Below are 16,554 nucleotides of genomic sequence, written 5' to 3' on the forward strand. Positions count from 1 at the left end.
AAACAGTTCCGGCTTCATTGGGTCGAGACCGGAACTTTGGGAGAGAAAGAATGGATGGACAGATAGATATTTGTAAAATGTGAGAGGAAAACTGATAAATACATTTAGTACCCCTTGCCGGATACCGGGAGGGGTACTAAATTACTGAAAATTAGTTATTGGAAACTTTCTTGCCGGTCGAAGTGAGTTTTTCATTGATTGACTCAATCTTGCGATCCAGTTCAACTACTGCGGCATCGCTGGCTACGCGCAAGGCATTCATGTTGGTGGTGGTGGACTTTACGCCTTCCTGCCATACTTCCTGGATGATACCTTGGGTGCGGCGTGCGCGTTCGCTGTAATCTTCGAGCAACTTCTTGCCTTCGTGCTGGTTGGCTTCAACCTGAGCAACAATTGATTTGGTCAAAGCGAGGGATTTCTCGGTACCCCATAGGATGCTGTTTACCGCGCCGTAGTAATATTCGTTAGCTAAATCCATCAATTTGTTAGTAGTGGTTATCCAATCGTTCATTTGTTTTAGCCTCCTGAAAGCTACTTAGTATTTTTATCGTTATTTTCCCCGATAGTGGGGGTAAAACTAAAGGGACTAGGAACCATTCCACCAGTGTATAATTTGAAAAAAAAGTCTAAAGTCTTTCTATATTGGTCAAGACCATTAGCCCAGACGTTCAAAAATTCTTCGCCTGCATCGGTTAGGGTGTAAATGCGCCGGGCGGGACCTTCTGCATTGGTGTCCCATTCGCTTTTTACTTTGCCTTCCTTCTCAAGCTGCCTTAGCGCCCTGTACACAGTAGCGCGATCATTCTGATCGAAACCCGGAAAGCCCATTCGCATCAACCTCTCCCACACCTCATACCCGTGCATACTCCACTGTTTTAACAGGAGTAGCATATAAGGCTGGAGAAAAGTTTTCGGGGCAAAGCTAAAACTCGATTCCTCACTTTTAGCTTTTGCGGGAGCTTCTTTTTCAGGGATAGGATTTTTATCCTCTTCTTCCCGTACACTTTTGATACCTTTAGCGGGACCACCACCATTTCGGTGTGGTTTTAAAACCTCCGCCGGTGCAGTATCATTCAGCGTGGTTTCACTGTTTTCTTTATCAGCAGTGTCTTTAGTATTCATATTTTTACTGCTATCTGTCCTTGCGTTAGCATTCATCTTTTTTCTTTACCTATGTGCATTATACACCTATATACAAATATGTCAATAGGTTTGCAATCGAATTTATAAATTTGCTCAAAGTGATAACAGCGGTAAAGTGAGGTCTTTTGAAATCGAAGCCGCTTAAGGGGGTACAGGGAAGCCATTTCACCAGTCCGAAATATATTGACCTAACAGAGGAAACTGGGGAGCATGGATGAAAGAGGTTGGGCTTTCGATAGAGATTAATAGTAGAGGTGAGGGATAAAACTCGGTCAAGCTACTTGCTATAGTTTGTCCCACATATTTTTGGAGTTCATCCCCACCTCTGGGTTACATAGGTTGCTTAATGTGCAACAGCTTGCGGCTATTTGTTAAGGGTAATAGTTGCGTTGGCGCTGCGTTGTCCATCAGCAGAGCTTGCGACTATCAACCATCTTCCGGGTTGCAAGTATTGTTCGTAGCCTTTGTACATTTCACGCACTGTCCAAATCCAAGTGCAACCACCACCAATACTAGAAGCATGTAAATGCCCCGCAAATGCTCCCTGCGGGTTTGGCGGTGTAAACAGCACATTAACTTGTTCACCCGGATTGAAGCCTACTATCACGGTAGTAATATCCTGATCCAGTCGTCCCGGATTCGGGAAAACTATAATAGTTGGCTTATCAACTGGCGGTTCAGCCCAAAGATAAGTTTCAGCTACTTTGCCACTACTTACCCCTTGGAAAGTGATTTTCCATTGACCCTGTTGATTTTTCGTGGATGCCCAGGAATATAGGAGGTTACCATCGGGATTGGAAACATCCACATCATACATAATTATTGAGCCTAGCCCTCCTGAGCCAGCTATAATCGTGATATTTACCAATTCATTATTTCCCATTGGAGCAATCGCGCCCATGACCATTCCGGCAGGTCCACATTTCAAAATCGGGTAAGCCCCTCCGGTGCTGGCTGGTAAGCTATCACAGCCGCTAGTAGGCGCAGGTGCAGTGGTGGTTGGAGGTGCGGTTGGGACTGGGGTAGGTGTAACCGCCGACTCATCGTATTTCTGATTATAGCGCCAGTTGTAGTAGTGCCGTCCCACGTTGCCCATCTCTACCTGAAACGCGGGCGGGTTGTCAGGTGTGAAGGTCAATACTCGGCGTTCGAACGCTTGTATCAACACATCTTTTTCCTGACCTGCCAGCGTTACCTTGCCCCAATAGGCATCCGTAATCGGTAAGCCGGCTGCCTCCAGCCATGGAGCTAATGTATTCTCGCCCAATATGGGCTGGTCGTTCACCAACTGCCCGTTCACATATACGTTCCCGCGCTGGTTCATAAAGGTGAGAAATACATCTGGTATATTGTGCTTCAAAGCGTTGTCGAAATAGGCATATTTGGCTTTCTTGCCTAGTTCGGTGTTGCTGCCAACATTTCCAGCCTTATCAATGGTATCGGCTACCGGTTGTCCGGTTTTGTCAGTTGAAGGATTATCGTTGTTCAAGCTGGCAATTTTGGCAAAACTGGCGTAAGTTGGACCGTTGTTGTTAGCCGGGTCACCTGCTACTGATATGTCATCAGCGGCACGTCTGGTGATGCTGGTGGTATCCCCCGCCGCTTGTTTACCTGAGATTAGCTCGCGTACCAGCAAGCCATTGGTTACAAGCGGGTTGGCAGGATTATTGATTTCCATGCGGGCTTTGTCGAAGTAGAGAACTTGGCGAGTACCGCCGGGGCTTTCGGTGTAGGGTTCGGTATTTCCGGCGACTGGGGAGAAGCTATCAGGTCCCCACAACCAACTACGGGAAGGATTGGCAGTGCCATCGCTGATGGGCTTGTCGGCACGTTGCCATTTTGTTTTGAATAGGTCACTGGTAAATGAAGGTTCGGCATGGACGAAGGATGGAGCGAAAAGCGTTAAAACTAGGAGCATACTCACAAACAGATGAATTCCTCTGCTTGCTTTCAAGTGGTGAGAATGCATACTATTACCCTCTTTTCTTGCGATTGGCAAAGATGCCAAGTGTATAATTAACAACTCTGTTAATTACGCCCATTCCAAAGGGAGTTATGTGTATAATAGCAACAAAAAGTAAATATAATAGTAAACAAATATGTATTTATTTTAACACTAGCCTCTATAATCGCATTATAGTATAAACTCTAATTTGTCATTAATAATCCTTTCAATATTATATAAGCTATAAATTGCAATAAATATAAATAAAAAGGCAGCAAGATCGCCTTATAATCTTGCTGCTCATTTCAATCAAACCGATGATTTATGTTATTAGGAAACGCCGACTTTATACTCCTTAAACTGCTCACGCAAGGCAGTTTTTAGGAATTTTCCGGTCGCAGTGCGCGGAATCGACTCCACAAACTCAATTGCGTCCGGTAACCACCATGGGGCAAACTTGGGTTTCAGGAAATCCTTCAATTCCTCGACAGTGGCGCTTTGCCCTTGTTTCAATACCACAATAGCAAGCGGTCGTTCTGCCCATTTGGGGTGGAAGACCGAAATCACTGCCGCTTCCGCTACTTTAGGATGTGCCATCAAGGCATTTTCCAAATCAACCGAGCTAATCCACTCTCCGCCCGACTTAATCAAATCTTTGCTACGATCCTGAATTTTTACAGTGCCACGAGAATCAATTGTGACAATATCGCCGGTGCGGAACCAACCATCCTCAGTAAAACGGTCTGCTCCTTGCGGGGCGTTATAGTACGAAGCCGCAATCCAAGGACCGCGCACTTCAAGTTCGCCCATGGTTTTACCATCCCACGGTATCAATCCATTATCATCGCCACGCCCCCTGATTTCAACCATTGGCGCGGGAGTACCTTGAGAGGCACGATACGCATATTTCACATCATCGGACTCATCATTAAGAATGCTTGGCAGATTCGCCATAGTGCCAAGGGGAGTCATCTCGGTCATACCCCAAGCTTGGACTACTCGCAGATTAAATTTGTCGTAGTTGCGGATCATACCTTCAGGCGCAGCGGAACCTCCCACAACCATTCGCATACCGGGAGTAAGGTTAAATTGATTCGGGTTCGCCTCAAGGTACTGGATGATTCCAAGCCAGATAGTAGGTACTCCGGCGGTTAAAGTAACTTTTTCGCGCTCGAAATCTTCGAGAAGACTCACCGCATCGAGGTGTGGTCCCGGATATACTTGCTTTGCGCCAACCATTGTGGCGGTATAGGGCAAGCCCCAAGCATTGGCGTGGAACATCGGCACTACCGGTAGCACCGTGTCAGCTTCGCTCAGGTTCATCACATCTGGTATAGCCGCACCCATTGAGTGCAGCACTACCGCGCGATGCGAATACAAAACCCCCTTTGGTTTTCCCGTTGTGCCAGAGGTATAGCACATTGCCGAAGCTTGGTTCTCATCAAATTCAGGATAAACAAAGCTTGATTCGTCTTCAGCTGCCAGCAAGGTTTCGTAATCGTACATGCCCTCTGGCACCTGTCCATCATCCGAAATTACGATGAAGGTACGCGCCTGAATATTATTTTTGAACTTCTCAAATAAGGGCAACAGGATTTTATCAACGATGATTACTTTATCATTAGCATCATTAGCGATAAAAGTAAGGTCTTCGGGGAAAAGGCGAATGTTGAGGGTATGTAACACTGCCCCAAATGTTGGGACGGCAAAATATGCTTCTAGGTGACGGTAATGGTTCCAGCAGAAAGTGGCTACTCTTTCACCGGGTTGCACGCCCAATCTTTGTAAAGCCAGAGTCAACCTTTTAGTGCGTCTTACGAAGTCGGCATAGGTATATTCGTGAAAACTTTTGTCAGGCTGGCGCGTTACAATTTTCTTGTAACTATAAACTTGCTCTGCCCGCCTTAAAATAGTCGGGATAGTAAGCTGATAATTCATCATCAAGCCTTGCATAGAACCTGCTCCTTTGGATGGCTAATGCATTACGCTATAAGCGTGTGTCTGTTCTTATTATGTTTTTGGGGAAATAACAGGAAAACAACTGCTATGTATGTTACAAAGCGTTCTTATACTTGTCAAATTAACGGAGAATTAACTTGGCGACACTAGTCGGGGAATCGAGCTAGAAGTTTTCCCATGCACAATTACAGTCATTCCATATTCTGAAAAGTTATATACTGCGCTCCAATCCTCCACTCTAACACAGCCATGCGAAACAGGACCGAGCCTACTATCTACCAGATTACCATTATTATCATAAAGGAAAGAGTGAAAGCCGTTAGCGCGTTCGGGATCGAAACCGATGAAACCGTAAATCCACAACATAGAGTAATTATAATCGTACCAAAATGCGTCAGAGCGGCTATAAATGGTATAAACGCCCGGCACAGTGGCGTAGAAATCGGTTGCAGCGCCGGGTTCGCCTTCGCCCCATGCGCTTGGCAAAGCCTTGACCAATTCCCGACCGTGCATTAGGCGAGTTGTGCCGTCTGTCAGGTTTACATCTATCCATTTACCTTCAACGGGTGGCGTATTCACCAATCCTTGCGTTATAATATCTTCTACAATAATTGGTTCGGGAGCAGTTAAAGGGAGTGGCGTGGCTTCGTCAGGTGTGGCAAGCGCAATCGTGGTTGGCGTGGCTTCAGCAGGCAGCGGTTGAGTTTCAGGGTTAACAACAGTAGTCGCTGGAATTGTCGAAATAGCAAGCGTAGGTTTAAGCAATACTTGTGTAGTAGCTGAAATCTTCGTACTAGGCGCTAGAGCGCGGCTTTCATTAACTTGTATCCAACCCAAATAAATTACACCGCCCAGAACCAGAAGTCCTGCAAACAGAGAAACCGCTAATTTTTTCATCAAATCTATCTGGCTTCTATGGTTCCGCCGCTGGGTAACTCCAACTGCCCAAAGTTTTCAGGTCTAAGGTCATGCCCTACTTTACAATTACGTCCGATTTTTACGCCTTCCGGTAGGTGCGCGCGGCTTCCGATTACACTAATACCAGTATGCAGGTTGCGCGGTTCTAGTTTGTTTGGCGTATTATCTTCGCCGTATCCTATCAGGCTGTTTGCGCCTATAACCGCTTCGCTATCCACAATTACATGGTCAAGTGTCGAGTTTTTACCGATAACTGCATCTCCCATGATGACCGAATCGCGCACTATTGCCCCTTCTTCTATGATTACGCCGGGCGAAAGCACGCTATGTATTACTGTGCCTCGTACCTGACAACCATGCGAAATCAGGCTGCGTTCCACATGTGCTTTTGAGCTTACAATGGCAGGTGGGCGTTCTTGGCTGCGAGTATAGATAATCCAGTCCCGCTCGTATAAATCTAAGCGTGGCGGAGACTCTAGCAATTCCATATGCGCTTCCCAGTAAGATTGGACTGTCCCAACATCGCGCCAGTAATCCTTAAAGGAATAAGCAACTACCCTATTGCCATTGTCTAGCATTAGCGGAATAATGTTGCGACCAAAATCGTGCTGGCTGTTCGGGTCACCCGCATCACGGTTGAGCAACGAAATTAGCACTTCTTTGTTGAAGATATAAATACCCATCGAAGCAAGGTTACTGCGTGGGCGGCGGGGTTTTTCCTCGAAATCTTCAACCTCGCCCTTTTTGTTTGCGGTGATAATGCCGTAGCGGCTGGCGCTTTCGGCTGGCACTTCAATCACGGCGATAGTAGCATCTGCTTCATTTTCCAGATGGAAATTGAGCATTTTGCTATAATCCATTTTGTAAATATGGTCGCCTGCCAGTATCAATACATTATCGCTATTTTCTTCAAGCAATTCTTCAATGTTCTGGTAAACCGCATCGGCAGTTCCTTTGTCCCATCCCCCCTCTTTCCTTCCAAGATAGGGTGACACAATTCGCACCCCCCCGTGTTGGCGGTCAAGGTCCCAAGGTTTGCCATTACCGATATGTTCATTAAGAGAAAGCGGGCGATATTGAGTAAGGAGCATAATATCGTCAAGCCCGGAATTAACACAGTTGCTCAAAGTGAAATCAATTATTCTGAATTTTCCAGCGAACGGCAAGGAGGGTAAAGCACTTTTTTCAGTAAATACGCTTAGGCGCTCACTTTTACCGCCCGCTAGTATTATTGCCATTACTTCACTATTTGGCTTACTCATCCAGACCTTCTCTCTACAATATTTATAAATTTAAGGAAATTATTATAGATACAGGCAAACCACGTATGTGGACGCGGTTAACCTTACAATTACCTTATTATAAAGGGTAAACGAGTAAATGTAAAAAGCCAAGCCTGTAAATTTTTGAGGAAAGGTGGTTGCTCATAGCGGCTCTATAGGTGAATCTGGCAAACTCTATGAAAAAAAACGAGAGCGTGGGTATAACGCTCTCGATGAAGTGACATAGGGTAAAACTAGTTGTGGAAAAAGGTAAAGCGGATCCATAGTGGTTCCGTTTTTTCTGATATTTCTATGTTAAGCGACTGAACCTTGCAGCTTTGCAAGTTCGTGATTGTAATTTTTGTTTTCGAGGTAAACTTTTGCCGGACTAGCCGCTTTTCTGCCAACTAAATCTAACAATATAGCAAAAAACTCTGGGACACTACCAGCGCTGACTGAAAGAATTAATTCTTTATCTTCATCAGACAGATAGATAGGTTGCTCTCCATAGCGAAGCGCGTAATTTCTATTGTACATATCGAGCGCACTAAGACGGTTTTGGAGGAAATCTCTTTCCAACTTTCTATCAAGTATTATTGCCCCGGCTAGCTTATCAAGTTGCTGAATTGAAAACACTGACGACACCTCTTTCACTACTAAAGAGAGCTATACCGAGTATTCCAGTGCCGCTACATTGCGGAGGAAAGGTTTTTTGTGCTAGTTACTTACCAAGGCCATACTTCAGCAACGACTTTCAATGCTGGAGTAGTATTATCAGTGGGGCATATGTTCAAAATTCCACCGACTAAAGCTGCTGTGAAAGCTAAAACTTGCATTGCAGCCAGACCTTTTTCTGAAGATACAAAATTAATCAGCTTGTGCATATCCCAGACTCCTTTTAACTACATTTCCCATTTACAATAAGAAGTCACTTTCAGTATCTATATGATATGAAAGGACTCTTAGCAAAAACTTAGCACCGAATCGGGATGGTGCTATGAGGAATTGTTAATAGTTGAAAGTAAGTAATGCTATGAGAAGCTTATAAGATTTGTGTCAGGCTAATTTAGGCAACAATGCCCTAATTTCAGAGGATGGTTCTATGTCAATTTCTTTCATAATGTGGCGGCACTCTTCATAATAATGCTGGGCTTCTTTCTTGTTTCCCATTGCCAAATGGCAATTGATTAGACCAATATATGCCTCTTCGCGGTATTCATCTCTTAGCAGATAACGTCGCCAACTTAATATTGCTTGGCTGACTAGGCGTTGTTTCTCGTAGGTACTGGCAAGCAATGACAACCCTTCCAGATAAATTTTTAAAAGCTCCTGACGGCGTGGGCTTGCCCAATCACTATAAATTTGATCCAGATAGTCACGCTTGTATAAATCGAGCGCTTTTGCCAGTTGCTCCAACTCTAGTTCTTGCGGTTTGGATAAAGCCGCCTTGACAGTTTTTTCCAGTTCAAGCGCGTCACACCAGATTTCACCGCTCAAGGTATAACTTTGGCTGGAGAATTTAATATCTACCGGCTTAATCAAGCGTCGTAAGTTGCTTAGGGTGAAGTGAAAATTATTGGCGGCTGCGCTATGGTCAACATCAGTCCATATCCTATCAAAGATTTCTTCTCTGGTTGATTTGCCATGTTCCAGTAGAAAAAAGAATAGTTCTTTGGCTTTACTAATGCGCCAATATTCGATTTCGGCTTCCGCTGTCCAAACCCTGCCCCCATCTAGTGTTCTTACTTCTAGTTGGAAGTTGCTACCGGTTATACGGCTACTGTAACGGTTTGGAGTTGAATCCTGACTAGGGCGCAACAGTGTAAGCTTGGGAGTTCCTTGAAACTCAAGCGGTGAGGCAGCGGGTGGGGGCGTAAATTCGGTTTCAAATTGGGCTATTACTGTGCCATCAAAGGTAACAGCATCCATGCCAGAGTTTTCAGAAAGAATCGAGCTTTGACGATAGCCTTTGCGTAGTAGAAATTCATGAAGGTTGTTGCTGATTTTTTTTCTTGCCGCATATTCAAATAAGGAGGAGGCTCGTATTAGGTCAAAGGGTTGGTAGGGTTCGAAGCCGATATTTGGTACTAATCCAATACTTTCTTCCAGAAGCCCTACTGCTCGTTTGAATTCGGACATTGAAAAGTAAACAATTGCTTGATATAAGCGACAACGGCATAACCAATCCAGCCATTTATGTTCTTTGAAAGCTTTCGCCGCCTGTTCCAGTGGAGCTAATGCCCTTTTATAATAGCGGTTTTCCAAATCGAGCAACCCGTTAACAACCTCCAGCATTGCCCCACATTTTTTCATGCCGTAATCCCGATTAAGCTCGTGACCTTGTATTAAAAATTCCCGCGCTTCGGCTCGATTTCCTTCCAGTAGACTGTTAAGCGCCAGCATAGCGATAGTTTCAAGTTCAAGAATGCGCAACCCAATTTGTCGGCTTAATGCCAATCCAGATTCATATTGCTCTCTCGCATTTACATGTTTATCGGTAAAATTACTTATATTGCCTTGTTGAAAAATCACATTGGCTTTTAGATAGAGATTTCCCAGTTTTTCGGTCAATTCTAGTGTGAGGTTAAGCTGTTCGGTAGCTTCCCGATAGTTTCCTCTCATAATCTGGCAAATTGCCAGACCATAACGGCAATAGGCTTCTTGATTCTGATTGCCTACTTCTGCAAAATATTTCAAGGCTTTGTCATAGTATATTCCTGCCCGTACTAAACGACCCATTGATTTATACAGGGTTGCCAGATAAATGTCGCTCATCATAACCCGGTATTTAAGTTCTAGCTGTCGGTATAAATCCTGACCTTTTTTAAAAAAGGTTTCAGCCTGTTCAATCTGACCGTGTTCGGTATTAACTATCCCGGCGCTGGTGGATATTAGCGCTTGCGCGTAAATTTTTTCCGGACTCAATCCACCCCAGTCTGCCAATGCCGAAGCTTTTTCTATCAGACGCGCTCCTTCCTCCACCTGCCCCATACGTGTGAAGGTGAGGGCGCGTTGCGCTATACACATTGCCGCATCTTCGACAGCCCCTTTTTCAAGGTAAACCTTTTCTGCTTTCTCGATTAATCCTAGCGCGGCTTCGCTCTGCCCTTTGTCAAATAAAATTCTGGAATAAATAAAAGCAAGTTCCGGGATAGATTCCACCGCTTCTTGCGGGATTAAGCCGATTAGCTCGGTCAAGCGGGTGATAAGCCCGGACTCATAAAGAGGAGTAGCCAGTCCGGCTATTATTTCCGCCGCTTTTCGCCCTTCATTTATAGCGAGGTAATTCTGCACCCCTTCTACATAATATTCTGAACGTATAGCCAGTTCCGCCGCTTTTAGATTACACTCACGCCACCTCTCTTTCTTATTGGCAAGGCGCGACTGTAGAAAACGCTTGAAAAGCGAGTGATATTTATAATAATAGGTGTCAGGCTTGCCGAAGTCGCTAGAAGGAACTTGGGCTACCGCTTCCACAAAGAGCTTGCGCTTGTCCAGTTTTTCTAAAATTTGCTCACTATCCTGCAAACTGGTAAGTTCATTGCAAAGTTCAGGACTTAAAAGGTGTAAGCAAGAAGTCCGCAGCAAAAAATCCTCAATATCGGGCGGTTGGTCGGCTAGAACCACATCACCCAGATATTCAAATAGAGCCGAACTGTCCAAGTAGCCCTGTCCATATGGTCCACTCCGATTATTAAGATGGCTTAATGATGTGTTACTGCTAACCATAGCAAGAATAACAGCTGTGACCCAACCTTCAGAGTATTCCGCCAACTTGTCAACCATCTTTGGGTCTTTAATTTTATACACCTCTACCAGCAAAGCAGCAATTTCTTGATGTTTAAAGCTTAACTCGGCTGCTCCTATACCTTTTATCAGGCGTTTGGCGTATAAATAGGCGAGCGGCAAATGGTCTGGCACACTTCTGGTAGAGACAATCAGTCTGAAACGTTCGGGTAACTTGAGCGACAGATGCCGCATAAAGGTTCCAACTGGCTCACTTTCAGCGTATTGATAATCATCTAGTACCATCACAGAAAGCTTGTTATCCACCAAAATTTGGGTTGCCAATTCTTCTGCAAACTGATAAGCCAATCGCTGGAGATTATTTTCCTGCTCTAGGCTTCTACCAGATTCGATTTGTCCCAAAAGTGCTTCAAATTGGATACCAAATTCAGGAAAAAATGCTTTGACCGATTGCACTAGATAACGGAAAAATCTTAGGGGGTCTCTATCTCCTTCATCGAGGGAATACCAAATCAGCCGCGCTGAGGTTTGTGCGGCAAAATCGGCAAGGAGGGCTGTTTTACCATAACCTGATCCCGCCGAAATCAAGAGCAAACGATAAGAATCAAAGTCGTTGATTTCATCAATCAAACGCTGGCGGCTGACTAACCCTCGTGCTTTAGGCGCTGTAATTTTTGCAACTAAAATTGTTTTATCCACTCTAGCTATAAATAATTATACATCTAGATATTAATCAATTATAATTCTAAAATTATAAGCTTACAATATGATAAAGTATTATTATTATACTATTTTACAATACTATTATTATAAAATCTGCGAATTTATCTGCATAAATTTAACCGCACTCTAAAATTTTATTAGCATTATGGTTTTTTAGCTTTCACCCGTTCAAATAATGAAGAACAAATATAGGGTTCTAATATTTATAAAAATATAATAGGAAATTTGGGGCTTAAATCTCGATAAATAATGCGAGAATCTCAATTTTTGAGGAAACTAATAAAGTAGCATATTGCTAATTTTTATTGTCCCAGAAAACGCAACGCTTCCAGCACTTGCTCTTCAAGCGATAGCTCTTGCTCTGCCGGAAGTGCGTTCAAAGCGGTTTGTATCTCTGCTGGGGTGTAACCTAAACCACCCAGCGCTTCTACCAATTGTCGCCGCTCCAATACGGTGGGGGTTGCTTCGACATTCCGGCTTGGTTTTGCCGGTTGCACCTCCACCAATTTCCCCTTCAGTTCAAGAATGATTCGGGCAGCGGTTTTGGGTCCAATGCCGGATACTTTCTTTAGAAAATCTACGTTGCTTTGTGCAATAGCCAGATGTGTTGCGCCTACATCAGCCGCTCCTATTAAGTTAAGCGCGGCTCGCGGACCTACTCCTGCTACACTCAATAACATTTCAAATAACTCTTGTTGTTCAGAAGTTTTGAAACCATAAAGGGCAAGTTGGTCTTCGCGAACATAGAAATGGGTAAACAGCTTTACCTCTCGCCCAATCTCGCCGAGGTCGTCTAGTGCGGATGTAGGCACAAATACTCTCAGGCTAACTCCTCCTACATTGATAAGAGCCGAATCGGTTCCCATTTGCTCCAACTGCCCACGAATCGCTGCTATCATTCTCCTCTTTCCTCCAAACCCAGCAAACGCGCTGCATTACCACCCAACACCAGTTCTAATTCAGTTTCGTTTAACATTGCTTCTTTTCGCACTCTTTCCAGTAAACGAGCTTGCCCAAGTAGTGGATAATCACTCGCCCACAAGATTTTATGCGCCCCCGCCAAATCACATACTGCTCTGAAAACGCCAAAGCGGTATAAATAAGTGGTAGCGGCTGTATCATAGTATAGGTTGGAAAGGGCTTTGGCTACTTCGGGCATTAATTCGTAAAAAGGTAACCCACCACCCCAATGCGCTGCGATTATATTGCATTCCGGGTGATGCTGCGCTAAAGCGAGAATTTTATCTGGGGTGGTTTTGCCCTTGCCGGGATATAGATGTCCCAGCGGTTCACTGGCATGTAGCATTATGACAGCCTTATATTTGATGGTTATTGCTGCCAAATCGTGGAATAAAGCAGGTTCGGTAAGGTCAAAGCCTTGACCATCGGCGGTTAGCTCGCCCAAACCGCGTAGTCCTGCTACATAGCAGCGTTCCGCTTCGTAAAGCGCTCTATCACCCTCAAGGGGTTGTATTGCCGCCAACCCTACCAGTTTATCCGGGAAAGCCTTTATTGCCTCAATAATATAATCATTTGAAGCGGCGCATAGTGTGCCATCGGCGAAGGCATAACCGGTAACAACCGTTCTATCTACTCCTGCGCGTTCCATTTCTTGTACCAATTCAGCGGCAGTTACCATTTTAGCTTTTGGCGAGGAGTAACATTCCCGAAAACGCTCATCACGTTCGGATAGATCGTTTCGGTGGGCTATCAAATCTTTTGAAAAAATGTGGGTATGGGAGTCAATAATCATGGGAAAGGTTATTTGGGCGGTAAGTCCTCAATAATTTCAATACGATTTACTTTATTGGGATTTTTACGATTGCTCTCATTTGGGCTACTGGCTTGATGGGTACGGCGGCGTTGTTCAACTAGTCGTTCAATAAAGCGCAACATATCTTCTTCACGCCCTTCCGCAATATCAACCCAAAACTTGAAGGTGCGCTCTACTTCCTGTTCAAGAAACTGCCCAAATGAAAGGGTGAAGGGACGGGTGAGGGTTGAGCCGAGTTTGCGACTGGTTTCACCCCCGAATCGTAACAATTGGCTGAGCATACCGCTAGGTAAAAAACGTTGCTCCCTTTCGCGCTCAAGCAAAAGCTGGCTAAAGATTACGGTGGTAATATCCTCATCCGTATCGTTATCCACAACCTGAACTTCTTCTCCTGATACCACAAGTTTGGCTACTACATCCAGTGTAATATAGGTTCGAGTCTCGGTATCGTAGAGTTTTCGATTGTTATAGCGTTTGATTACACGCATAAAATTACTGTCTGCGCTGCTCAATTAGGTTATCGTTTTCATCATAGCGTTCTTCAAAGGTTTCGCCTCGTAGTTGGTCATTTTACAATATGACCCTGCACAGGGGTGCGTTCCTGAGAACGAAGCTCGGAGTTTCCGTCAGTTCTAGGCTTTTCCCCATCCAGTTAAATTGTTATTCCTATTTATTAAAAAACACACCGTAAACGTTATCTTTAATAGCTTGTAGGCATTCTTCCAAATGTCCAGTGACTTCCAAATCCTGCCACTTTTTGTTATCTCGATAATAAGCTAGGATATAAAGGCTATGTCCATCATCTAACGGGCTGATACGCGCCCATGAAGCATAATAACCCTGCCATTGCTTTGAACCATGCGGAACCACGTATTCGTACATAGTTAGCGTTCCACGGCGGTCTTCCGCCAGAATGCTCTCCCATTTTGCGGCTGAACCTATAAATTCCTGCGCTCGTTTAAGTAATTCACTAATTCCTACTATCCGCATAGGTTAAGCATAGCACGAAGAGAGGCTTATATCAACTGAAAAGAGAGTTCGAGCAGGGCGTTTCAGTGTGTGTTTTCCATGAGAAAAATAGAAAAAGGACACTTTTACCCTTATTGTTACAAGAGAAATGACAAAATTACTGAATAGTTTGACCTACTTAGTGGCGGTACGTATAATCCAATAAGCAATTGTATATCCACCTGAAGAATATGTTCCGGAGGAAGAAGATGACAGATACTCGCCCCCTGTATCGTAATTTTGTCGATAATTTTACGTGGGATTCCTTGATGGCGCGTTGTGGTTGGAATCCGCGTGAGCGTTATAATCTTGGCTACGAAGTTTGTGACCGCTGGGCAAACGACCCCGCAAAAGCCGATTCTCCAGCTTTGCGATTCGAGTTAAAGGACGGTACGCATGGAAGCTATTCTTATAGTCAGTTGCGCGACCTCTCCAACCAAGTAGCCAATACGTTGACTGCGCTTGGAGTCAAAAAAGGTGATAGAGTAGCGGGTTTGTTGCCCAAATCCCCAGCTATCTTACCGACAGTTATTGCTATTTGGAAGATGGGCGCGGTTTATGTGCCGCTATTTACCGCTTTTGCCGGACCTGCCGTAGCTTATCGTATTCGCCATAGTGAGGCACGCGCAATAATTACCGATACCACAAATCTTCCCAAAATACAGGAAGGGCTAAATGAAGCGGAAGGTTTGCCGCTGTTAAATAATATTCTGGTAATTGGTGACGAAAAGTCATATTTGGGTGAAGGTATAACCAACTTTTGGGCGGTTGTTAATGCGGCTTCCACTGAATTTACCATAGTGGAAACGAAACTGGATGATTTGGCAGAAATCCAATATACCAGCGGTTCAACCGGACAGGCAAAAGGAGCAATGATTTCCCATAAAATCGGTCTGTCTATTTTGCCCTATGTTCTTTTTGCAATGGGTATGCGTGAAGATGATGTTTTCTGGGGCGGCGCAGACCCCGGTTGGGCTTATGGCTTGATTATCTGCTTGCTTGGACCCTTGCTGATTGGAAATACTGCCACGATGATTGAGCCGACCTTTAGCGCCGAGCTTTTCTGGCAAGTGGCAGAACGCTATGGGGTTACAAATATCGCTTACGCCCCTACTGCTTACCGGGCGTTAGCAGCGGCAGGCGCGGAAATCGCTCGCAAGTATAAGCCAATCGTAAGAGTTGCCAGCAGCGCGGGTGAGCCACTCAACCCTGAAGTAATTGATTGGTTCCAGCGTGAGTTAAATGTACCGATTTATGACCATTACGGGCAAAGCGAATTGCTGATGATTGTAAATAATTACCATGCTTTCAGTGACCCTATCCGTCCGGGTTCGATGGGTCGCCCGATGCCCGGTTTTGAGGTTGAATTGGTTGATGAGAAGGGCAATATTGTGCCTACTGGGTCTGTTGGACAAATTGCCCTGAACAAGACCTGTTTGGGTTATGTCTTTAAGGGCTACTTGAAAGAGCCTGAAAAAACTGAAGCGTTATATGCTGGGGATTGGCATTTAACTGGAGATATGGCGCGGCGCGATGAGGATGGCTATTTCTGGTTTGAGGGGCGAGCGGATGACCTGATTAATACCAGCGGTTATCGGGTCGGTCCGTTTGAAATTGAAAGCGCTTTGCTGGAACATCCGGCGGTAGCGGAGGCGGCGGTTATCGGCGTACCAGATCAACAACGTGGCGAAATCATCAAAGCGTATGTGACTCTAAAAGCAGGGAGCGTAGGAAGTGAAAAATTGGTAGAAGAATTGCAGCAGGTTGTACGGAAAAGCGTTGGTAAGCATGCCTTCCCTCGCCAAATTATTTTCACCGATGCGCTTCCTAAAACGCCTAGCGGGAAAATTCAACGCTTTTTGTTGCGTAAGGAAACCGCTAATTAATAAATAGTGAATTGACATAGTTCAAACACAGGGTAGAATTAGAAGGGATATTATTGAATTGGTTACTGGTACAAGCCCACGAATGTAAGTTGAATTTGAGGGCTGGTATAGAAGGCACAATTATTCAGACCAATTCTAACTTGCCACAAAGGGTTATCGGATATAAAATAGATGGCAAGAGTAGTAATA

The 16,554-nt window shown here is 44.7% G+C and carries 14 protein-coding genes; 1 reads left to right on the forward strand and 13 read right to left on the reverse strand.

Features of this window, described 5'->3' with window-relative positions; all coding sequences use genetic code 11:
* Nucleotides 1-151: 151 nt before the first annotated feature.
* The 13 genes from WCK19_RS05225 to WCK19_RS05285 all read right to left on the reverse strand — a co-directional run bounded on the left by WCK19_RS05225 (nt 152) and on the right by WCK19_RS05285 (nt 14,461).
* On the reverse strand, nt 152-511 hold the full coding sequence (locus tag WCK19_RS05225; RefSeq protein ID WP_342396311.1) for a hypothetical protein: 360 nt from the start codon (nt 509-511) through the stop codon (nt 152-154).
* Between the two features lie 20 nt (nt 512-531).
* Nucleotides 532-1,122 carry a poly-beta-hydroxybutyrate-responsive repressor gene (phaQ, locus tag WCK19_RS05230; protein WP_342396312.1) on the reverse strand — a complete coding sequence of 197 codons (591 nt, stop codon included), beginning with the start codon at nt 1,120-1,122 and terminating at the stop codon, nt 532-534.
* Nucleotides 1,123-1,507: 385 nt separating this feature from the next.
* A complete protein-coding gene (locus WCK19_RS05235; protein ID WP_342396313.1) occupies nt 1,508-3,067 on the reverse strand; it encodes a hypothetical protein in 1,560 nt (519 codons plus the stop codon).
* Between the two features lie 351 nt (nt 3,068-3,418).
* On the reverse strand, nt 3,419-5,041 hold the full coding sequence (locus tag WCK19_RS05240) for a long-chain fatty acid--CoA ligase (protein WP_342396314.1): 1,623 nt from the start codon (nt 5,039-5,041) through the stop codon (nt 3,419-3,421).
* A 138-nt stretch (nt 5,042-5,179) separates the two neighbouring features.
* Entirely contained in the window at nt 5,180-5,944 is a 765-nt protein-coding gene (locus tag WCK19_RS05245; RefSeq protein WP_342396315.1) for a L,D-transpeptidase family protein, read from the reverse strand.
* Between the two features lie 5 nt (nt 5,945-5,949).
* Nucleotides 5,950-7,227, reverse strand: a complete 1,278-nt coding sequence (locus WCK19_RS05250) for a glucose-1-phosphate adenylyltransferase (RefSeq protein ID WP_342396316.1) — start codon at nt 7,225-7,227, stop codon at nt 5,950-5,952.
* A 315-nt stretch (nt 7,228-7,542) separates the two neighbouring features.
* A complete protein-coding gene (locus tag WCK19_RS05255; RefSeq protein ID WP_342396317.1) occupies nt 7,543-7,863 on the reverse strand; it encodes a hypothetical protein in 321 nt (106 codons plus the stop codon).
* Between the two features lie 89 nt (nt 7,864-7,952).
* Nucleotides 7,953-8,111, reverse strand: a complete 159-nt coding sequence (locus WCK19_RS05260; RefSeq protein WP_342396318.1) for a hypothetical protein — start codon at nt 8,109-8,111, stop codon at nt 7,953-7,955.
* 172 nt (nt 8,112-8,283) lie between these two features.
* On the reverse strand, nt 8,284-11,673 hold the full coding sequence (locus tag WCK19_RS05265) for a tetratricopeptide repeat protein (RefSeq protein ID WP_342396319.1): 3,390 nt from the start codon (nt 11,671-11,673) through the stop codon (nt 8,284-8,286).
* A gap of 326 nt (nt 11,674-11,999) precedes the next feature.
* Nucleotides 12,000-12,596, reverse strand: a complete 597-nt coding sequence (gene ruvA / locus WCK19_RS05270; RefSeq protein WP_342396320.1) for a Holliday junction branch migration protein RuvA — start codon at nt 12,594-12,596, stop codon at nt 12,000-12,002.
* Nucleotides 12,593-13,450 (reverse strand): amidohydrolase family protein, encoded by an 858-nt coding sequence (locus tag WCK19_RS05275; RefSeq protein WP_342396321.1) that lies wholly within the window; start codon nt 13,448-13,450, stop codon nt 12,593-12,595. Before WCK19_RS05275 ends, ruvA begins: the two co-directional genes overlap by 4 nt.
* A gap of 8 nt (nt 13,451-13,458) precedes the next feature.
* On the reverse strand, nt 13,459-13,959 hold the full coding sequence (locus tag WCK19_RS05280; RefSeq protein WP_342396322.1) for a polyhydroxyalkanoate synthesis regulator DNA-binding domain-containing protein: 501 nt from the start codon (nt 13,957-13,959) through the stop codon (nt 13,459-13,461).
* Nucleotides 13,960-14,137: 178 nt separating this feature from the next.
* Nucleotides 14,138-14,461 carry a hypothetical protein gene (locus WCK19_RS05285; RefSeq protein WP_342396323.1) on the reverse strand — a complete coding sequence of 108 codons (324 nt, stop codon included), beginning with the start codon at nt 14,459-14,461 and terminating at the stop codon, nt 14,138-14,140.
* A gap of 227 nt (nt 14,462-14,688) precedes the next feature.
* Here WCK19_RS05285 and WCK19_RS05290 point away from each other — a divergent pair, with 227 nt between their 5' ends.
* Nucleotides 14,689-16,365: an AMP-binding protein gene (locus tag WCK19_RS05290; protein WP_342396324.1), complete on the forward strand. Its 1,677-nt coding sequence runs from the start codon at nt 14,689-14,691 to the stop codon at nt 16,363-16,365.
* Nucleotides 16,366-16,554 lie beyond the last annotated feature (189 nt).

Origin of the sequence: Candidatus Chlorohelix sp. (genome assembly GCF_037138995.1) — a bacterium.
Taxonomy (GTDB): domain Bacteria; phylum Chloroflexota; class Chloroflexia; order Chloroheliales; family Chloroheliaceae; genus Chlorohelix.